The sequence below is a fragment of the Streptomyces sp. NPDC127177 genome, from assembly GCF_042672475.1.
Lineage (GTDB): Bacteria > Actinomycetota > Actinomycetes > Streptomycetales > Streptomycetaceae > Streptomyces.
Map to the genome: position 1 here is coordinate 22,477 of NZ_JBHXUW010000046.1, position 19,051 is coordinate 41,527.

The 19,051-nt window shown below is 72.3% G+C and carries 22 protein-coding genes; 13 read left to right on the forward strand and 9 right to left on the reverse strand.

Annotated features, from left to right (window positions below; genetic code table 11):
* The first annotated feature begins 15 nt into the window (after positions 1–15).
* The 3 genes from ACFVJX_RS25815 (at position 16) to ACFVJX_RS25825 (ending at position 3,448) form a co-directional block, all read left to right on the forward strand.
* Positions 16–756 (forward strand): class II aldolase/adducin family protein, encoded by a 741-nt coding sequence (locus tag ACFVJX_RS25815; protein ID WP_384130870.1) that lies wholly within the window; start codon positions 16–18, stop codon positions 754–756.
* A 78-nt stretch (positions 757–834) separates the two neighbouring features.
* Entirely contained in the window at positions 835–1,962 is a 1,128-nt protein-coding gene (locus tag ACFVJX_RS25820; RefSeq protein WP_384130867.1) for an alpha/beta hydrolase, read from the forward strand.
* 184 nt (positions 1,963–2,146) lie between these two features.
* Entirely contained in the window at positions 2,147–3,448 is a 1,302-nt protein-coding gene (locus ACFVJX_RS25825) for a hypothetical protein (RefSeq protein WP_384130997.1), read from the forward strand.
* A gap of 53 nt (positions 3,449–3,501) precedes the next feature.
* Here the strand turns inward: ACFVJX_RS25825 and ACFVJX_RS25830 are convergent, their stop codons facing one another.
* Both ACFVJX_RS25830 and ACFVJX_RS25835 read right to left on the reverse strand, forming a co-directional pair.
* Positions 3,502–3,915, reverse strand: coding sequence for a VOC family protein (locus tag ACFVJX_RS25830; protein WP_384130864.1), 414 nt, complete (start codon positions 3,913–3,915; stop codon positions 3,502–3,504).
* 125 nt (positions 3,916–4,040) lie between these two features.
* Positions 4,041–4,931, reverse strand: a complete 891-nt coding sequence (locus ACFVJX_RS25835) for a neutral zinc metallopeptidase (RefSeq protein WP_384130861.1) — start codon at positions 4,929–4,931, stop codon at positions 4,041–4,043.
* A 279-nt stretch (positions 4,932–5,210) separates the two neighbouring features.
* Between ACFVJX_RS25835 and ACFVJX_RS25840 the strand changes: the two genes are divergently transcribed.
* The 3 genes from ACFVJX_RS25840 (at position 5,211) to ACFVJX_RS25850 (ending at position 8,349) form a co-directional block, all read left to right on the forward strand.
* Entirely contained in the window at positions 5,211–6,809 is a 1,599-nt protein-coding gene (locus tag ACFVJX_RS25840; RefSeq protein WP_384130859.1) for an ABC-F family ATP-binding cassette domain-containing protein, read from the forward strand.
* 374 nt (positions 6,810–7,183) lie between these two features.
* Positions 7,184–7,405 carry a helix-turn-helix domain-containing protein gene (locus ACFVJX_RS25845; RefSeq protein ID WP_007263382.1) on the forward strand — a complete coding sequence of 74 codons (222 nt, stop codon included), beginning with the start codon at positions 7,184–7,186 and terminating at the stop codon, positions 7,403–7,405.
* 152 nt (positions 7,406–7,557) lie between these two features.
* Complete coding sequence (locus ACFVJX_RS25850) at positions 7,558–8,349, forward strand: enoyl-CoA hydratase/isomerase family protein (protein ID WP_384130856.1); 792 nt, start codon at positions 7,558–7,560, stop codon at positions 8,347–8,349.
* Positions 8,350–8,402: 53 nt separating this feature from the next.
* Here the strand turns inward: ACFVJX_RS25850 and ACFVJX_RS25855 are convergent, their stop codons facing one another.
* The gene (locus tag ACFVJX_RS25855; RefSeq protein WP_384130852.1) at positions 8,403–9,146 is read right to left on the reverse strand and encodes a hypothetical protein; all 744 of its coding nucleotides are present in this window, start codon (positions 9,144–9,146) and stop codon (positions 8,403–8,405) included.
* Positions 9,147–9,239: 93 nt separating this feature from the next.
* Between ACFVJX_RS25855 and ACFVJX_RS25860 the strand changes: the two genes are divergently transcribed.
* Genes ACFVJX_RS25860 through amaP form a run of 5 tightly spaced genes read left to right on the forward strand, consistent with a single transcriptional unit; the run spans position 9,240 to position 11,584 of the window.
* The gene (locus tag ACFVJX_RS25860; RefSeq protein ID WP_384130850.1) at positions 9,240–9,734 is read left to right on the forward strand and encodes an Asp23/Gls24 family envelope stress response protein; all 495 of its coding nucleotides are present in this window, start codon (positions 9,240–9,242) and stop codon (positions 9,732–9,734) included.
* A gap of 32 nt (positions 9,735–9,766) precedes the next feature.
* Complete coding sequence (locus tag ACFVJX_RS25865; RefSeq protein WP_136330255.1) at positions 9,767–9,958, forward strand: hypothetical protein; 192 nt, start codon at positions 9,767–9,769, stop codon at positions 9,956–9,958.
* Positions 9,955–10,317 (forward strand): Asp23/Gls24 family envelope stress response protein, encoded by a 363-nt coding sequence (locus ACFVJX_RS25870; RefSeq protein WP_384130848.1) that lies wholly within the window; start codon positions 9,955–9,957, stop codon positions 10,315–10,317. The genes ACFVJX_RS25865 and ACFVJX_RS25870 overlap by 4 nt, the downstream gene beginning before the upstream one ends.
* Positions 10,314–11,000 (forward strand): DUF6286 domain-containing protein, encoded by a 687-nt coding sequence (locus tag ACFVJX_RS25875; RefSeq protein ID WP_384130846.1) that lies wholly within the window; start codon positions 10,314–10,316, stop codon positions 10,998–11,000. The genes ACFVJX_RS25870 and ACFVJX_RS25875 overlap by 4 nt, the downstream gene beginning before the upstream one ends.
* A complete protein-coding gene (gene amaP / locus ACFVJX_RS25880) occupies positions 10,997–11,584 on the forward strand; it encodes an alkaline shock response membrane anchor protein AmaP (protein ID WP_384130843.1) in 588 nt (195 codons plus the stop codon). The genes ACFVJX_RS25875 and amaP overlap by 4 nt, the downstream gene beginning before the upstream one ends.
* A gap of 118 nt (positions 11,585–11,702) precedes the next feature.
* On the opposite strand, the gene ACFVJX_RS25885 is transcribed toward amaP, so the two are convergent.
* From ACFVJX_RS25885 to ACFVJX_RS25910, 6 genes are all read right to left on the reverse strand, one after another.
* Positions 11,703–12,458, reverse strand: a complete 756-nt coding sequence (locus ACFVJX_RS25885) for an SDR family oxidoreductase (protein ID WP_384134837.1) — start codon at positions 12,456–12,458, stop codon at positions 11,703–11,705.
* A 4-nt stretch (positions 12,459–12,462) separates the two neighbouring features.
* Complete coding sequence (locus tag ACFVJX_RS25890; protein ID WP_384134840.1) at positions 12,463–14,274, reverse strand: glycoside hydrolase family 15 protein; 1,812 nt, start codon at positions 14,272–14,274, stop codon at positions 12,463–12,465.
* Positions 14,275–14,368: 94 nt separating this feature from the next.
* A complete protein-coding gene (locus ACFVJX_RS25895) occupies positions 14,369–15,181 on the reverse strand; it encodes an SURF1 family protein (RefSeq protein ID WP_384134935.1) in 813 nt (270 codons plus the stop codon).
* A gap of 71 nt (positions 15,182–15,252) precedes the next feature.
* Positions 15,253–15,486 (reverse strand): hypothetical protein, encoded by a 234-nt coding sequence (locus ACFVJX_RS25900; protein ID WP_078852816.1) that lies wholly within the window; start codon positions 15,484–15,486, stop codon positions 15,253–15,255.
* 63 nt (positions 15,487–15,549) lie between these two features.
* Positions 15,550–16,557, reverse strand: a complete 1,008-nt coding sequence (locus ACFVJX_RS25905) for a DEDDh family exonuclease (RefSeq protein WP_384134842.1) — start codon at positions 16,555–16,557, stop codon at positions 15,550–15,552.
* A gap of 41 nt (positions 16,558–16,598) precedes the next feature.
* Complete coding sequence (locus tag ACFVJX_RS25910) at positions 16,599–17,243, reverse strand: TetR/AcrR family transcriptional regulator (RefSeq protein WP_384134845.1); 645 nt, start codon at positions 17,241–17,243, stop codon at positions 16,599–16,601.
* A 122-nt stretch (positions 17,244–17,365) separates the two neighbouring features.
* On the opposite strand from ACFVJX_RS25910, the gene ACFVJX_RS25915 reads away from it, so the two are divergent.
* Both ACFVJX_RS25915 and ACFVJX_RS25920 read left to right on the forward strand, forming a co-directional pair.
* Complete coding sequence (locus ACFVJX_RS25915; protein ID WP_384134848.1) at positions 17,366–18,166, forward strand: acetoacetate decarboxylase family protein; 801 nt, start codon at positions 17,366–17,368, stop codon at positions 18,164–18,166.
* The gene (locus ACFVJX_RS25920) at positions 18,163–19,047 is read left to right on the forward strand and encodes an SDR family NAD(P)-dependent oxidoreductase (protein ID WP_384134851.1); all 885 of its coding nucleotides are present in this window, start codon (positions 18,163–18,165) and stop codon (positions 19,045–19,047) included. Before ACFVJX_RS25915 ends, ACFVJX_RS25920 begins: the two co-directional genes overlap by 4 nt.
* Positions 19,048–19,051: the final 4 nt, after the last annotated feature.

Consider the following 19,051-nt stretch of genomic DNA (forward strand, 5'->3'; position numbering starts at 1 on the left):
GGAAAGGATCTTCGTATGAGCGAGCGGCGACGCGGCCCGGTCGAACAGGCCGGGGACATCGAACGCGGTGGGGGCACCGGACAGCCCGGGGGCACCGGACGGGCCGGGGACATCCGGGACATCGAACGAGCCTGGGAGGCGGTCGTCTCCACCGCACGCAGGACGGCGGCCGACGGTCTGGTCGTCGGGACCTCGGGCAACGTGTCGGCCCGGGTCGGCGGGATCGTGCTGGTCACCCCGAGCGGAGTGCCGTACGACCGGCTCCGCCCCGAGGACGCCGTCGGGGTCGACCTGGAGGGCAACCGGGTCCTGGGCGAACTGGCCCCGACCAGCGAGCTGCCGCTCCACCTCGCCGTCTACCGGAACACCGGGGCGGCCGCCGTGGTACACACCCACGCGGTGCACGCCACGGCCGTCTCCACGCTGGTGGGCGAGGTTCCGCCGGTCCACTACGCGGCCGCGCTGCTGGGCGGTCCCGTGCGGGTCGCGGCCTACGCCCGCTACGGCACCGACGAGCTGGCCCGGAACATGCTGGCGGCCCTGCGCGACCGCACCGGCTGCCTGCTCGCCAACCACGGGACCGTCACCTACGGATCCACCCTCGACGAGGCGTACGACCGCACCGCCCAGCTCGAATGGCTGTGCCGCCTCTGGCTCGCCGCGAGCTCCGTCCCCGGCCGCTCCCCGGCCCTGCTCACCCCGGACCAGCTGGGCGATGTCGGGGAGGCGCTGAAGGGGTACGGGCAGCCGGGCTGAGCCCGCCGGGGCGCACGGCCGCCACCGGACGGCCCCCGCCCGCTGGCCGAGCGGGGCGGCGCCGACGACACTGAAGCGGTGCGCCCGGCTACAGCGACGGCAGCAGTCGTCACCTCCATCCTCGGCGCCGGTGCGGCAGCGGTCGCGGCCGGCCGGTACGCCGGCGACGTCGCCCTCGGCGCGTCGCCCGGCCGCCCCTTCCCCGCCGACCGCAGACTCACCGTGCACGCGACGGCGGCGGGACAGGTCACCCTGACCCGGTCCTTCGCCGCGCTCAGGCCCGGCACCTACGGGCTGGTGGGTCACGACGTCCACGCCGTCGTCGGCCCGGTGATCGACCAGGCCCACCAGGCGGCCGACACCGTCGTGCGCCGGCTGGAACGCGTCAACCGGGGCACCCTGCTCCCGGGGGCGAAGGTCCGCCTCACGCCCGAGGTGTACACCGGTGACCCCGCCACGGCCCTCGGCCTCGACCACAGCGAGGTCGAGATCCCCGGCGAACTCGGCGCACTGCCCGCCTGGTTCGTGCCCGGCGCCCGCGACACCTGGGTCATCACCGTGCACGGCATCGGCACCACCCGGGAACACCCCCTGAACCTGATGGGCTTCCTGAACCAGCAGCAGCTGCCGGTCCTGGACATCGCCTACCGCGGTGACGCCGGAGCCCCGCGCTCCCCGGACGGCCTCAGCCACCTCGGCGAGTCCGAATGGCGCGACCTGGACGCCGCGATCCGCTTCGCCGTGCGCTACGGCGCGGAGAAGGTCGTGCTGCACGGCTGGTCCACCGGCGCCTCCATGGCCCTGCACGCCTGTGCCAACTCCGCGCTCAGGGACCGGATCAGCGGCCTCGTCCTGGACTCCCCGGTGCTGGACTGGGCCACCACACTGCGGGCGCTGGCCGCCGCCCGCGGGGTCCCGTCCGTCCTGCTGCCCCTCGCCGTCCGCGCCGCCCAGGGGCAGACCGGACTGCAGGGCGCCCGGCTCCTGGACGGCTCACTGCCCCGGACCCTGCACGTGCCGACGCTGATCTTCCACGGGCCCGACGACACCCTGGCCCCCTGGCAGCCGTCCCGCAGGCTCGCCGCCCACCGCCCCGACCTGGTCGAGCTCCACGAGGTGGCGCAGGCTCCGCATGCGGCGATGTGGAACGCCGGCCCGGACCACTACGAAGAGACGCTGCGACGCTTCCTCACGCCCCTGATGTGACCTGATGTGCGGCTTCGGCCGGTTGGTCCCGGGCGGTGCGGACCCCTCGGACTACCGGCAATCAGGGTTCCGTTTGGGCTTTCGGGCTGTCAGAGGCAAGACTGCTCCTGTGACGTCCCGTACCCCGCGCGACTCCAGGCTGCGACTTGTCCGCCCGCGACCCCTCGCCACCGCTCGCAAGGCCGTGATCACCCGGCGCACCAGGCCGGCGCCGCGCCCGCCCGAGGGCACCCCGCCCCGGGCGGAACTGGCCCGGCAGGCCAGGGCGGCCCTCGCCGACGCCGTGCGGATCGCCCGCTGGGCGGCCGGCGGCTCCCGCCCCGGCACGCCGCCGCTGGCCACCCAGGCACTCGAACGGGCCGCTTCCGAGCTCGAGTTGTCCCCGGCCCAGGTGCGCTCCGGCTGGGACCGGGCCCGCCTCGCCGGACTCGTCGAACTGCACGGCGAGACCGCCCGCCCCGGCTGGCGGCTGCGCGCCTGGGACCGCGACGACTCCGCCGTGCTGCGCGGCTGGGTGGCGCTCTTCGACGCCTGGTCGCTCGTGCACGCCGCTCCGCAGGACATCGAGTCCACCGCGGTCGCCGAGGCCGTCGAGGCAGTGCCCCAGGTGCTCTCCCTCCTCCAGCTCTCGGCGGGCCCGGTCACCGTCCCCGCCCTGCTCGACCTCCTCGGCCAGCGCGTCGCCGAACTCCACGAGGAGCGCTGCGAGGTGCCGTACGGGCCGCAGCCGCTGCCTGCCCAGGCGCCCGCCGCCCACTCGGAGGCGCTGGTCGCCCTGCTGCTGGACTGGGCCCTGGAGGGGCTGGCCGCAGTCGGGGCGCTCACCCTCGGATCCGGGCACGCCACCCTCACCCCGCTCGGCAACTGGGCGGTCTGGGTCAAGCTGGAACAGATCTGCGTCGCCGCCCAGAGCCCGGCCGGGAACATCGAGCAGTCCGCCGCCGACATGCTGCTCGGCTGCGCCCGGCTCACCCCAGGGCCGGCCCGTGCCGAATACCGCGCCTGGCTGGCCGCCCGCCCCGTCGGCAGCGCCGTCGCCGAACTCCTCGGGGTGGCCCGGGGCGAGGACGCGCTGCTGCGCGGGCTCGCCTTCGAGGCGCTCCGCGTGGTCGGCGCACCCGCCGAGCCCGAGGTGCGCTCCGTCGTCACCGACCCGTCGCTGCGCCCCTACGCGCTGCTCTGGCTCGCCGAGTACGACGGCGCCGACCCCGAGGACGCCCAGGAGGTCCTCAGCCGCGAGGAAGCCACCTGGCTGTGGGTCGACACCGCGGCGGCCGTGGCCGACCACGGCGAGACGGGGCTGCTGGTCCGCCACCTCGACTCGGCCGTGCAGGGCACCGTCCCGGCCCTGCTCGACGAGGTGCGGGCGGTCGGTCATCCGCGCACCGTCCAGGTACTGGTGGCACTGGCCGCGGCGCACCCCGACCCCGCGCTCGCCAAAGCGGTCCGCAAGGCGGCCTTCCAGGTGCACACCGGCGGAGCCTGACCGGGCGGTCCGGCCGTCCGGGGCGGGCCCCCGGCTGGCCGGCCGCACCGGCCTCAGCCCGCCGCCCCCGGGGCGTACGTCCCGAAGCTCCACACATTGCCCTCGGCGTCCCGCGCCATGTAGTCCCGGGAACCGTAGTCCTGGTCGGTGGGCGGCATCAGGATCTCCACCCCGTACTCCACCGCCCGCGCGTGGTGCGCGTCGATCCCGTCGACCACCACATAGACGCCGACCGGGCCGGACCCCCGCATCGCCCCGGCGAAGATCCCCTCGCGGCCCCTGGAGCCCAGCATCACCCTGCCGTTCCCGCAGGACAGCTCCGCATGCATCACCGTGTCGTCCTCGCCCTCGTACACCGCTTCCTCGGTGAAGCCGAGGCCCTCCGTCAGCGTCTTGATCGCGGCCTTCGCGTCGTCGTAGAGGATCGTCGGAAAGACCGACGGGCCGCCTGCCGTGGCGCCTGCCATCGCGCTCACCCCTTTCGCGTGTCGCCCGGGGACTCGGACCCCATTCGTGTGTGATCTGTGTCTCAGTCTTCCACCGGGCACTGACAATGCCCTGCCGGGCGCGGAGCGGATGGCGTTCCCGCAGGTCAGCCGAAGGTGTCGCAGTCGGCCACATCGCCGCCGCGGAAGCCGGCGGTGAACCACTGCTGCCGCTGTGCCGCCGAACCGTGCGTCCAGGACTCGGGGGTGACCCGCCCCTGGAACTTCTCCTGGATCCGGTCGTCCCCGACCGAGGCGGCCGCGTCGAGCCCGTCCCGGATGTCCGCCCGGTTCAGCTCGGTGATCAGCGGCCGTCCCGTCGACTCGTCCGGTGTGGTCGTCGCGTGGTGCGCCCAGACCCCGGCGTAGCAGTCCGCCTGCAGCTCCACCTTCACCGCGTTGCTGTTCTCGCCCGTCCGCCCGTCCTGCGCACGGCCCAGCGTCCCCATCTGGTTCTGCACGTGGTGTCCGTACTCGTGCGCGACGACGTACGCCTGGGCGAACGGTCCGCCGCTCGAACCGAACTTGGTCCGCAGCTCGTCGAAGAAGCCCAGGTCCAGGTAGACCTGCCGGTCCCCGGGGCAGTAGAACGGCCCCACCGCCGAGGTCGCGGAGCCGCAGGCTGTGTTGACCCGGTCGGTGAACAGGACCGTGCGGGCGTTCCCGTACGTGGCGTCCCGCCGGGTGAACTCCCGCTTCCAGTAGTCCTGCACGCTGTTGACCACCGCGACGACGCGGCAGTCGTCCTTGGTGTCGGCGTCCCGGCCGGTCCGGCAGCTCTGCTCCACCTGGGCGGCCGACGACGCGGTGGCGGTCGTGCCCGAGTCGCCCGATGAGAGGCCGAGCTGATCGGGGCCGACACCGAAGAGCAGCCCCAGGATCAGCGCGATGACCCCGGCGATACCGCCGCCCACGGTGGCCCTGCCGCCCGGGACCCGGCTGCCGCGCACATCCCGGACCTCGGACGTGTCCAGATCGGCGTCGTCGTCGAACTGCATGGCACCACCCTCTGCTCCGGTCGTGGCTGCCGCCCAGCCCTTCGCCGAGTATCGGATAATTCACACAGAAATGCTCCGTTTTGTTCACTCGGTGGAGCCGGCCGACGGCAGCGGGCGAGCCTTCGGCGGCTGCCGAAGGAGCACGCGGAAAAGCAGTTGGACACCGCCAGTAGACTGGTCCTCATGCCAACCCTCCTTGTGCGTGTGCGTGAGTAACGGCGTCGAGTCGTGAACCGCTAGCCGTTCCTCCGCTGTCCATTCCGCCCTGGAGTTTTCCCCGTGATCACCGCTTCCGGCATCGAGCTGCGCGCCGGCGCCCGCATGCTCATCGAATCCGCTTCCTTCCGCATCGCCAAGGGCGACCGCATCGGCCTCGTCGGCCGCAACGGAGCGGGCAAGACCACCCTCACCAAGTGCCTCGCGGGTGAGGGCACCCCCGCCGCCGGCACCATCACCCGCTCCGGCGAGGTCGGCTACCTCCCGCAGGACCCGCGCACCGGCGACCTCGACGTGCTCGCCCGTGACCGCATCCTCTCCGCCCGCGGACTCGACGAGATCCTCCGCAAGATGCGCGAGAACGAGGAGCGGATGGCGAACGGCAAGGGCGCCACCCGCGAGAAGGCGATGAAGAAGTACGAGCGCCTGGAGACGGAGTTCCTCACCAAGGGCGGATACGCCGCCGAGGCCGAGGCCGCCACCATCGCCGCCGCCCTCAGCCTGCCCGACCGGGTGCTCTCCCAGCCGCTCCACACGCTCTCCGGTGGTCAGCGCCGCCGTGTCGAGCTGGCCAGGATCCTCTTCTCGGACGCCGACACCCTGCTCCTCGACGAGCCCACCAACCACCTCGACGCGGACTCGATCGTCTGGCTGCGCGACTACCTCAAGAGCTACCGCGGCGGCTTCATCGTGATCTCCCACGACGTCGAGCTGGTCGAGACCGTCGTCAACAAGGTCTTCTACCTCGACGCCAACCGCTCTCAGATCGACGTCTACAACATGGGCTGGAAGCTCTACCAGCAGCAGCGCGAGGCCGACGAGAAGCGCCGCAAGCGCGAGCGCCAGAACGCCGAGAAGAAGGCCGCGACCCTCAACGCCCAGGCCGACAAGATGCGCGCCAAGGCCACCAAGACCGTGGCCGCGCAGAACATGGCCAAGCGCGCCGACCGGCTGCTCTCCGGCCTGGAGGCCGTACGGGTCTCCGACAAGGTCGCCAAGCTGCGCTTCCCGGACCCCTCGCCCTGCGGCAAGACCCCGCTGATGGCGGAGGGCCTCTCCAAGTCCTACGGGTCGCTGGAGATCTTCACCGACGTCGACCTCGCCATCGACAAGGGCTCCCGGGTGGTCATCCTCGGCCTCAACGGCGCGGGCAAGACCACCCTGCTCCGACTGCTCGGCGGCGCGGAGAAGCCCGACACCGGCGACATCATCGAGGGCCACGGACTCAAGCTCGGCTACTACGCCCAGGAGCACGAGACCCTGGACCCGAACCGCACCGTCCTGGAGAACATGCGCTCGGCCGCGCCCGACCTCGACCTCGTCGCGGTCCGCAAGACGCTCGGCTCGTTCCTCTTCTCCGGGGACGACGTCGACAAGCCCGCCGGAGTGCTCTCCGGCGGTGAGAAGACCCGGCTCGCCCTGGCGACGCTGGTGGTCTCATCCGCCAACGTGCTCCTGCTCGACGAGCCCACCAACAACCTCGACCCGGCCAGCCGCGAGGAGATCCTCGGCGCGCTGCGTACGTACAAGGGCGCCGTCGTCCTCGTCACGCACGACGAGGGTGCGGTCGAGGCCCTCCAGCCCGAGCGGATCATCCTGCTGCCGGACGGTGTCGAGGACCTGTGGGGTGCGGACTACCGGGACCTGGTCTCGCTGGCCTGACCCGGTGCGCGGCCGTCGGCACGGCGGCCGGACTGCGGGCGCCGTGCCCGCTGATCCACTCCCACTGGATCATTCGGCCTATACGTGATCCATCATCTGCGTGAGTACGTCTCGTACCTCGGCGCGGCGCCCGGCAGATAGCTGCCGGGCGCACTCATTCGCGGTCGCAATCCCCGTACGGCCCTGACCTGGACATTCCTCCGCAGGGGATTCCCGCAGCCCCTCCACAGCCCCACGGAATAGGGGATTCCGGTCTGCCCGGCGCGCCCCGGGGGCGCGAACCCGGTTGCACGGACCTTGCCGAATGGGTGGCCAGGAAGCGCGGGAGGGGTGATCATGAGAGTCCAGAGCGCACTTCCCACGAGGAGGCACGGGTGGCCGAGACTCTGAAGAAGGGCAGCCGGGTAACCGGCGCCGCGCGCGACAAGCTCGCGGCAGACCTGAAGAAGAAGTACGACTCCGGTGCGAGCATCCGGGCGCTGGCCGAGGAAACCGGCCGCTCCTATGGATTCGTCCACCGGATGCTCAGTGAGTCCGGAGTGACGCTGCGGGGACGCGGCGGCGCGACACGAGGCAAGAAGGCCGCGGCGGCCTGAGGGTCGTCGATGGATCGGAGCGGGTCGCCGTACCCGCTCCGCGGCTCACCGGTTCCGGTGGTGGCCACCCGGTCGATCGTGCGGTCGACCGGGTGGTTACTGTTCAGTCACTTAGCTTCATGTGCTGACTGCACCCGATCCGGAGGCGCTCCATGACCTCGCTCGACTCCGTGCTCGACAAGGACGGCGTACGACTCACCGTCGATGACGCGATTGCCACGGTGACCCTCACCAATCCGGCCAAGCGCAACGCTCAGTCCCCCGCTCTGTGGCGGGCGTTGACAGAGGCCGGACGGGCTCTGCCCGGCAGTGTGCGGGTCGTCGTTCTGCGGGGCGAGGGCGTGTCCTTCTCCGCGGGTCTCGACCGGCAGGCGTTCACCCCGGAGGGGTTCGACGGTGAGCCGTCCTTCCTCGAGATGGGACGTGGTCCCGAGGCCGAGCTCGACGCGGTCATCGCCGAGTACCAGGAGGCGTTCACCTGGTGGCGCCGCAATGACATCGTGTCGATCGCGGCCGTCCAGGGGCACGCCATCGGTGCGGGCTTCCAGCTCGCCCTCGCCTGCGATCTGCGGATCGTCGCCGAGGACGTGCAGTTCGCCATGCGCGAGACCAGCCTCGGCCTGGTACCCGACCTCACCGGCACGCACCCCCTGGTGCACCTGGTGGGGTACGCCCGCGCGCTCGAAATCTGCGCCACCGGCCGCTTCGTGCACGCCGCCGAGGCCGAGCGCACCGGACTGGCCAACCTCGTGGTGCCCGCCGAGGAGCTCGAAGGAGCCGCCCGTGATCTGGCCGGAGCGCTGCTCGCCGCCCCGCGCGACGCCCTCGTCGAGACGAAGGCCCTGCTGAGCGGCGCCGTCTCCCGTACGTACGAGGACCAGCGCACCGCCGAACGGGCCGCGCAGGGCCGTCGGCTGCGCGACCTCGCGGGCATGTTCGACTGACGTGTCACCCGGCCGGAGGCACAGCGCCTCCGGCCGCACCGCCACGCCCGGGTTCAGCCTTCCGGCGCAACGGGCGTACCCGGCGGCGCCGATGCGTCCGGCGCCGGCGTCACCGCCGTGACGATCACCGCGACCGATGGGCGCCCGTCCACCGCCGCCGTCACCGCCGCCCGCACCGTGCGCGCCACGTCGAGGGCGCGGTGGCCGCCGTCCGTCGCCAGCTCGACCCGTACGTGATCCGTTCCCGTGTGCACCGCGGCGCCCAGCACCCGGGTCAACGTGGCGACGCCCGTCACTCCGACGGCCGCGTGGCCGGCGGCGTCCTCGGGTTCCGCCGCGTGCACCTCGTCCGGTGCCGGATCCGACCGCTCCGGTGCGCTCTCCAACAGCTCCGTGACCCGGAGGTCCACCCCGGCGACCACCAGGCCGAGCCGCTGCGAGGCCGCTGCCAGCAGCGCCGAGCGCAGCGCGGCGGCGGCGGCGGGCAGCGGCTGGTCCGCCATCGCCGACATGGTCGCCTCGATCCGCAGCGGACCGGGCCGCAGCGCGCTCGGGGGTGATGGCACCTGGGGCTCGGGCGCCGCCTGCGGATCCGCCACCGCGATCCGCAGTTCGCCGAGCACCGGCCCGGTCGAGGGACCGCGCACCGCATGGCGCAGTACCGCGGCCGCGGCCCGTTCCGAAATCCAGGCTCCGTCCGCCGGACCGCCCAGAGGGAGTAGTCGCCCCAGGCCGAGTCGTTGCCGAACCGCAGCCGTCCATCCGTCGGCCCTGTGCGGGCTGTCAGCCGTCGTCATGACCCCAGACTGCCGCATCCGCGGCGCGAGTCGGGGCAAGCACACCTAATGTGGGCAATGAAGTCCAACCCTGCCCCGAAGGGAAGAGCGGCGATGACCGAGACCCCACAGCGGAACCGGCCCGAGAACCCCGACAAGGACGCGTCGGGCGGCGACAGCAGGAACGCGCCCCTGAGCAAGCGCGGCGGAGGAGACCCCGCCACCCGCGGCCGTACGACGATCGCCGACGGCGTGGTGGAGAAGATCGCCGGAATGGCGGCACGCGACGTGTTCGGTGTGCACGCGATGGGCAGCGGCCTCTCGCGTACCTTCGGCGCGGTGCGCGACCGGGTGCCCGGCGGCGGCAAGTCCGTCACCCGGGGTGTGAAGGCCGAGGTCGGGGAGTCGCAGGCCGCCCTGGACCTGGAGATCGTCGTCGACTACGGCGTGTCGATCGCCGATGTCGCGCGTGATGTGAGGGAGAACGTTGTCTCCGCGGTCGAGCGGATGACGGGTCTCGAAGTCGTCGAGGTGAACATCGCGGTGAGCGATGTGAAGCTGCCCGACGAGGACGATGACGATGACCAGTCCGAGTCACGTGTCCAGTAGTCCTCTCGTCCGAGGCAGTTGAGGAGCGCACGATGAGCATGGCTGTGGTCGGCATGGTGGCAGGCATGGCACTTGGGTTCGCCGGATATTTCGGCGGATTCGGGGCCTTCCTGCTGGTGGCCGCGCTGGGGGCGATCGGCTTCATCGCCGGTCGCTTCCTCGACGGTGATCTGGAGCCCGGCGACTTCTTCCGGAGTCGCGATCGCGGCGACCGGCGGCGGTGACGGCCGTGTCGGGGGAGAGCGGCCGGGTCGCCGCCGCGGAGCGGGGGGAGACCCGGATCGCCGACCGGGTGGTCGCGAAGATCGCCGCGCAGGCGGCCAAGGAGGCCGTCGAGGAGCCGGCGAAGGACGGCACTTCGCCGCGTGCCACGGTCACGGTGCACCGTGACACCGCACGCGTACGGGTGAGTCTGGAGCTCGGGTATCCCTGTGACATCGGCCGTCAGTGCGGTGCGGTGCGTCATCGGGTCGCCCAGCGGGTAAAGGCGTTGGCGGGGATGGAGGTGCCCGAAGTGGCCGTACAGGTCGAGCGCCTGCACCCCTCAGGAGCGAGCCTCGCGGCGCAGGGGAGGATCCGATGACCGAGCCCCAGAACCCGGAACACAGCACGCAACGCCTGCCCACGGTCGAGCCGGTGGACCACGGTGACGTGCTCGAACTCGACCAGTCCGCCTCGGGCGCGTCGTACGAGCCGGTGCCGGACAAGGGACGGGGCAAGGGCGGTGCCGGCCGGTTCTGGTCCGCGCGCCGCATCCCGGCGGGCATCCTCGCCCTGGTCACCCTCGGCGCCGCCGGACTGCTCCTCTACGACGTGGCGGCGGTCCGCGCCGACCACCCGGCGATGCAGTGGCGCCGCTCACTGGCGAACGAACTCGCGCGGCGGCCGCTGGACGACGTCTGGGTGCTCACCGGCGCGTCGATCGCGGCGGCCATCGGCCTGTGGCTGCTGATCCTCGCGCTCACGCCGGGCCTCCGCGACCTGCTGCCGATGCGCAGGGACCGTCCAGAGGTAAGGGCCGCCCTCGACCGGACCGCGGCGGCGATGGTGCTGCGCGACCGGGCCGTCGAGGTGTCCGGTGTGCAGTCCGTCCGGGTCCGGATGAGCCGGAGGAAGGCCAAGGTGCGGGCCGTCTCGCACTTCCGTGAACTCGACGACGTACGGGCCGATCTGGACTCCGTGCTCTCCACGGGCATCGGCGAACTCGGACTGGCCCGGCCGCCGAGCCTGTCCGTCCATGTCCGCCGTCCGGCGAAGAAGGGGTGAGCGGCGTGCGCAGGACCGTCAACCGGGTACTGCTGGGTCTTGCCGGGCTGGTGCTGGTCTGTGTGGGCGGCGGGGTGCTGGCCGCCGCCCTCGGACTCTCCGTACCGTCCTGGTGGCCCTGGTACGGCAAGCACGATGTGCTGCTCAGCCGGGCCGACCGGTTTCGCTGGCGCTCGGAGGGCTGGTGGTGGCCGACGGTGATCGCGGTCCTCGCCGTGCTCGTCGTGCTCGCGCTGTGGTGGCTGCTGGCCCAGCTGCGCCGGGGCCGCCTCTCCGAGGTCCTGGTGGACAGCGGGGACGGCGAGGGCGCGCTGCTGCGCGGCCGGGCGCTGGAGGGTGTGCTCGCCGGGGAGGCGGAGGGCCTGGACGGAGTGGCCCGAGCCCAGGCCGTCCTGACCGGCAGGCGCAGTACGCCACAGGCCAGGATCCGGATGCTGATGGAGCCGCACGCGGCGCCGGACGCGGCGCTCGGTCGGCTGGCCGACGAGGTACTGGCCCACGGCCGTGACTCCGCCGGGCTGGACCGGCTGCCCGCCGAGGTACGGCTGAAGGCGGTCAAGCACCGTGCGGAGCGGGTGAACTGACGAACTGACGGGCGGTACGGCGGTTCGAGGACGCCGGGCGGGCCGGGACACCCGGCCCGCCCGGCGTCGTACGTGCGGCCACGGGCGTACCGGCCCGCCCGGCGCGCGGGAGGCCGGATCAGAAGCCGTGCCGGGAGCCGCCGTCGACCGGGACCATGATGCCGGTCAGATACGAGGCGGCAGGCGAGAGCAGGAAGGCCGCGGTCCGGCCGAACTCCTCCGGGGTGCCGTAGCGGCGCAGCGGGATGCGCGCCTCGTTGGCCGTGCGGGAGGCCTCCGCGTCGCCCGAGAGCGCGTCCAGTTCGCGTACCCGGTCCGTGTCGATCCGGGCCGGCAGCACACCCACCACCCGGATGCCGCGCGGGCCGACCTCGTCGGCCAGTGACTTGGCGAATCCGGCGAGGCCGGGGCGCAGGCCGTTGGAGATGGTCAGTCCGGCGATCGGCTCGTGGACGGAGCCCGAGAGCACGAAGCCGATGACACCGCCGTCACCGAGCACAGCGGCGGCCGCACGGGCCAGGCGCACCGCGCCCAGGAACACCGAATCGAAGGCCGACCGCCACTGCTCGTCGGTGTTGTCCGCGGCGGAACCGGGCGCCGGTCCGCCGACGCTGATGAGGATGCCGTCGAGCCGGCCGAACCGCTCGTGCGCGGCGTCCACCAGCCGCTGCGCCGAGGCCGGGTCGCCGTTGTCCGCGGCGATGCCCGCCGCGTCCGGCCCCAGTGCGGCGGCGGCCTCCTCGGCACGCTTCGAGTCCCGGCCGGTGACGATCACCTTCGCGCCGTCGGCCGCCAGGGCGTGCGCGGTGGCGTTGCCCAGCCCCCGGGTCGCACCGGTGACGATGTACACGCGGTCCTTCAGTCCAAGATCCATGGCTCTATCCTGCCGCCTCGTCCTCGGCCGCGTCCTCCAGGGTCCGTGCCTCGGCCAGCGCGACGGCCGTGCCCACCAGACCGATGTGGCTGAAGGCCTGCGGGAAGTTGCCGAGCTGACGCGCGGCGGCGGTGTCGTACTCCTCGGCGAGCAGCCCCACGTCGTTGCGGAGTGCCAGCAGCCGCTCGAAGAGTTCGGTGGCCTCCTCGGTGCGTCCGATCAGCCGCAGGGCGTCCGCCAGCCAGAACGAGCAGGCCAGGAAGGCGCCCTCGCCGCCCGGCAGCCCGTCGATGGAGGCGCCGTCCGTGCTGTAGCGGCGGACCAGACCGCCGTTGCCCAGCTCGTCCCGGACCGCTTCGACGGTGCCCACGACGCGCGGGTCGTCCGGCGGCAGGAACCCGGTCCGGGCGATCAGGAGCGTCGCCGCGTCCAGGTCCCGTGAGCCGTAGGACTGGGTGAAGGTGTTGCGCACGGGGTCGTACCCCTTCTCGCAGACCTCCCGGTGCACGGCGTCCCGCATCGCCCGCCAGCGGTCGGCGTCGCCGGTCAGCGCCGGGTCCTCCTCCAGGCTCCGCACGGCCCGGTCGGCCGCCACCCAGGCCATCACCTTCGAGTGGACGAAGTGGCGGCGCTGTCCGCGGATCTCCCACAGCCCCTCGTCCGGCTCACGCCAGGTGGACTCCAGGAAGCCGAGCAGGCTGAGCTGGAGGTTCCAGGCGTGCGGCTTGTCGCCCAGACCCGCGTCGCGGGCCAGCCGGAGCGAGTCGATGACCTCGCCGTACACGTCGAGCTGACGCTGACGGACCGCGGCGTTGCCGATCCGGACGGGGGCTGAGTGCTCGTAGCCGCGCAGCCACGGCAGCTCCGACTCGGGCAGTCTGCGCTCGCCCGCGAGCCCGTACATGATCTGCAGATCGGCCGGGTCCCCGGCGACGGCCCGCAGCAGCCAGTCCCGCCAGGCCTCGGCCTCCTCCAGATAGCCGGCCGAGACCAGCGCGCCGAGGGTGAGCGTGGAGTCCCGCAGCCAGCAGAAGCGGTAGTCCCAGTTCCGTACGCCGCCGATCTCCTCGGGCAGCGAGGTGGTGGGAGCGGCCACGATGCCGCCCGTCGGAGCGTAGGTGAGCGCCTTCAGGACGATCAGTGAACGGATCACCGCATCCCGGTAGGGCCCCTGGTACTTGCAGCGGGCGGACCACTCGGCCCAGTCGGTCAGGGTGTTCTCCAGCGCCTCGTACGGGTCGACGAGATCGGGCCTGGGCGAGTGCGAGGGGTGCCAGGTCAGCACGAACGCCACCTTCTCCCCGGCCGAGACGCTGAACGAGGAACAGGTGGAGAACTGCTGGCCCCACGTCTTGACCGGCGGCTCGCTGCGCAGCCAGGCGGAGTCGGGCCCCGCGACCGCGACCCGGTGGCCCTGCGAGCGGCGCATCCACGGCACCACGGAGCCGAAGTCGAAGCGCAGCCGGAGCACGGAGCTCATGTCCACGGTGCCGCTGACGCCCTCGACGATCCGCATCACATCGGGTTCCTGGTCGCGCTGCGGCATGAAGTCGATGACCTTGACCGTGCCGGTGCGCGTCTCCCAGAAGGTCTCCAGGACGAGGGAGTCACCCGCGTAGGCGCGCCGGGTACAGGTGTCCGCGCCCTTCGGGGCGATGCGCCAGTGGCCGTTGTCCTCGTCGCCGAGCAGTGCGGCGAAGCAGGCGCCCGAGTCGAAGCGGGGCAGACAGAGCCAGTCGACAGAACCGTTTTTTCCGACGAGGGCGGCGGTCTGGAGATCGCCGATGATGGCGTAGTCCTCGATGCGTGGGGTCACGTTCTGGCGTGTTCCCGAACACGGCCCTCGCTAAGCAGCCGTCGCGCGACGTGAGGCGGGAGTCACCCCGGCGGGCGACGGTGCCGACGCCCCGTCAGGCCTTGGCGGGCTCGGGCGTCCCGGGCTCGGCCGCATCGGTCCGTGCCGCGGCCTCGGCCGCTGCCGCCACCAGATCGCGCTTCTCGCGGCGGGCCAGCACCACGTAGCCGACCGGGACGCCGGCCGCGAACAGCCACCACTGCACGGCGTACGCCATGTGCGGGCCGATGGAGCTGTCGTCGGGAGCCTCGATCAGCTCGGGGACGTCGTGGGAGGGAACGGGGCCGGTCTGCTCCAGGTAGCCGCCGAGCACCGGCCGGGAGAGCAGCTTGGCCTGCTGGGCGCTGTTGATCAGCATCACCTGGCGGTCCGGCAGGTCCGAGAGGTCCTTGATGCCGCTGCTGCCCGTCGTCTCGTCGGCCTTGAGCCGTCCGGTGACCGTCACTTCGCCCTTCGGTACGGCCGGTACGTCGGGGAAGGCGCGCTGGTCGTCGGCGGTGGGCACCCAGCCGCGGTTGATCATGACCGTGCCGCCGCCCTTGAGATCGAAGGGGACCAGCACATGGAAGCCGATGCTGCCGTCGGTGGAGGTCCTGCGGCGCACCACGACCTGGTGCTTCTCGTCGTACGTCCCGGTGGCCTTCACCGCGCGCCAGTAGTCCGAGCGCGGCACGACGTGGCCGGGGGAGGTGAGCGAGGCGACCGGGACCGGCTTCGCCTTGAGGTTGTGCGAGATCAGGGAGTTCTGCGCGACCTTGTGCTCGTGCCGGTGCAGCTGCCAGAAGCCCAGCTCGATCATCGTGGGGATCATGACGAGGGCGAGGAGGGCGAGGATCAGCCACTGCCGGGTCAACAGGAAGCGGTACACCCCATGACGGTACAACTGCGTCATGGGGTGCATCGCGGAGGGGGTCGGGGAAGGGGTGTGGCGCCCGGTGCTCAGACTTTGTCGATGATGCCCACCTTCCCCTCCGCGCGGGCGCAGTGGCCGCCGCAGAACCAGTGCCCGTCGACCTCGACACCCTGGCCGATGACCTGGACCCGGCAGTGCTCACAGATCGGCGCCATGCGGTGGATGGCGCAGGAGAAGCAGTCGAAGACGTGCACCGCGCCCTGCGCGTGCACCTCGAAGGACATCCCGTAGTCGTTTCCGCAAACCTCACAACGTGCCATGCGCCACAGGGTGTGACGCGAGGCGGCGGCGGGCGAGCGGTGTGCGGGCGAGTCGCCCCCGGTTCACTCCGATGACGGCGCCGCCGCCGGGGCCTTCGCCGCCGGGGCCACGTCGCGCAGCAGATGGGTGAACGCGCTCTCCTCCAGGATCGGGGTGCCGAACGACTTCGCCTTCACCGTCTTCGACGTCGCCGCGTCCGGGTCGTTGGTGACCAGCAGGCTCGTCAGCCGGGAGACGCTGGTCGCCACGTGCAGCCCGGCCTCCACCGCCCGGTCCTCCAGCAGTTCGCGGTCGATCGAGGTGTCCCCGGAGAACGCCACCCGCATGCCCTGCATGAGTGGTTTGTCCTTCTCGTACCGCCCGGGGTTCGGGTACGGGCAGGCCGGACGCTTGCGCGAGGGGCGCCAGCTCGCCTGGCCGCCGCCGTACGAGGCCTGGTAGCCGACGCGCGGGGTGACGGGCGAGTCCGACCACTCGGTCAGCGGCCGGCACTCCAGCAGCGGCAGTCGCACCCCGCCCCGCGCCGCCGCGTGCAGGCTCGGACGGAACGCCTCGGCCAGCACCCGGGCATCGTCCAGCGCGTGGTGCGCGCGCTGCTGCACGACTCCGAAGTGTGCGGCGAGCGACTCCAGCTTGTGGTTGGGCAAGGGCAGCCGCAGCTCCTTGGAGAGCGCGATGGTGCACAGCCGCTGCTGGACCGGGGCGATCACCGCGGCCCGTGCGTACTCCCGGGCGATCATCGACCAGTCGAAGGCCGCGTTGTGCGCGACGAGGACGCGGTCGGTGAGCCGCTCGGACAACTGGGCGGCCACCTCCGGGAAGAGCGGGGCGCCTTCGAGCACATCACTGGTCAGCCCGTGGATCCAGACGGGGCCGGGGTCCCGCTCCGGGTTGACCAGGGTGTACCAGTGGTCCTCGACGTTGCCCTGCGCGTCCAGGCGGTAGACGGCGGCGGAGATTATCCGGTCGTCCCGTGCGAGGCCGGTGGTCTCCACGTCGACGACCGCGTACCCCTGCGGGTAGGCGGTCGGCCACGGTGCTGCGGTCTGGCGGTCGTCGAGCATGGTCACAGAGAATACGGGCCACGACCGACAGTCCCCGCATCCGGCCGTCACCCCCGCTCCCCTCCCGGCGCTCCGGAGCCGGCCAGCAGTCCGTCCACCAGCGCCCGTACGGAGGTGTCGAACAGCCGGTCCGGATCGGCGGGGCGGGCCAGCGCGCGGGCCAGCGCCGGATCGCCGCCGGCCGTCGAGGCGCTCCACAGATCACCCTCGGCGGGTGACTGGACGGGGGACCGCTCCCGGTTGCGCTCCACCAGCAGGAAGCCGACGGTGTGGAACTGCACCGCCCGGACCGCTCCCGCCGCCCGTGCGCCGCGCAGCCCGGCCGCGTGCACCTCGTGGACGAGCGCCTGCTGAGCCGGCAGGAACATCCGTTCCGTCAGCCCGCGTTCGTGGACCATCGCGATCAGATGCGGGCGGGCCCGCAGCTCCCGCCGCAGCCCTCGGGCCACCGAGACGATCCGGGCGGCCGGGGCCCGGCCGGTGGGACGCAGGGTCCCCATCTCCTGGACCGTCCGCTCCACGAGGGCGTCCAGCAGCGACTCGCGGTTGCCGACATGCCAGTAGATCGAGGTGACGGCGGTGCCCAGCTCGGCGGCCAGCCTGCGCATGGTGAGGGTTCCCGGACCGTGCCGGCGCACCAGGGCGGCAGCGGTCGCGAGGACCTCCTCACGGGTCAGCGCCGATCGCGCCACAGCTCCTCCTGGTCCAGAACTCCGTTACACGCACGGCTATTTACCCTTCATCGTCCCCGGTGTAACTGTGTTACAGGCCCGGGGAGAGCCGGGTCGCGGACGACCGAGAAGGGTGGCACCGCATGGCACGGGTACGGTACGGCGCGCGCACCGAGGCGGAGATCGCGGCATCCCGCGAGGCCCGCTCCAGGCTCCCCGACATCTGGTCCACCGGCGTCACAGCCGTCTGGGAGAGCGACCCCGACGCCGTGGCGGCCGTCCTGCCGCCGCCCCTGAAACCCTCCGGGCGCCCGCTCGTCCGGGCGAGCATCAGCAAGGTCGATCTGCCCGGCTATCCGCTCGGCGCGGGCGCCGTCTCCGTCGCCGCCGTCCACGACGGACACGAGGGCTGGTACCCGCTGGTCATGCCGATGACCCACGAACGGGCGCTGACAGGCGGCCGGGAGGTGTTCGGCGAACCGAAGAAGCTCGGTGAGGTGGGTGTCGAACGCGAGGGCCTCGTCGTCCGCGCCCGGCTCGTCCGCCACGGCATCGCCTTCGTCGAGATCCGGGGCGCGGTCGGCGAACCGCTCCCGCTGCCCGAACCGGCCACGAAGCTCGACTTCTACTTCAAGTTCCTGCCCGCCGTGGACGGCGAGGGCTTCGACTCGGGGCCCGTACTGATCCACTGCACCCGGCACGAGAAGGTCCGCAGGCTGGAGAGGGTCACCGGCGACGTGGTGCTGCGCGAGTCGATGTACGACCCGGTCGCCGACCTCCCCGTCCGCCGGCTGGTCGAACTCACCATCGGCGAGAAGACCAGCGACCAGCGGGGCAGGGCGGTGGAGCGGGTGAGTGCCGCCGCGCTGCTGCCGTACGTCCACCAGCGCTACGACGATCCGCAGCAGATCCACGACGGACCGCCCGAAGGGAGCGTCCGATGAAACTGGAGGAGGGGCGGACCGCCGTCGTCACCGGGGCCGCGAGCGGTATCGGCCTCGCGATGGCCCGCCGGTTCGCGGCCGAGGGACTGAACGTCGTGCTCGCCGACGTCGAGGAGGGCGCACTCGCCACGGCCGCCGCCGAACTGCACGAGGGCGGCGCACGGGTGCTGGCGCGGGCCGTCGACGTCAGCGAACGCGACTCCGTGCAGGAACTCGCCGACGCCGCGTACGACGCCTTCGGCGCCGTCCACGTGCTGTGCAACAACGCCGGGGTCGGGTCGGGCGCCGAGGGCCGGATGTGGGAGCACGAGCCCAACGACTGGAAGTGGGCCTTCGCCGTCAACGTCTGGGGTGTCTTCCACGGCATCCAGGCCTTCGTGCCCCGCATGCTCGAAGGCGGCGCCCCCGGCCACGTCGTCAACACCTCCTCGGGCGACGGCGGCATCGCCCCGCTGCCCACCGCCTCCGTGTACGCGGTCACCAAGTCCGCCGTCGTCACCATGACCGAATCGCTGTACGCGCATCTGCGGGCGGAGGAGGCGGCGGTCGGCGCCTCGGTCCTCTTCCCCGGCCCGCACATGCTCCGCACCGGACTGTGGGAGTCCCACCGCAACCGGCCCGAGCGGTACGCCAAGGAGCGCCCGCGCAGGACCCCGTACCGCAGCCTCGACCAGTGGGAGAGCGCGATGCGGTCGGCGGGCCACGAGGTGGAGTTCACCCCCGTCGAGGACGTCGCCGCGACCGTCGTGGACGGCATCCGCGCCGACCGCTTCTGGATGCTGCCGGACAGCGAGCACAGCGACCGGCAGATCCGCGCCAGATCGCGGTCGATGCTCGACCGCGCCAACCCGTCCTACCTGGAGAAGTTCGTACTCGACTGAGGAG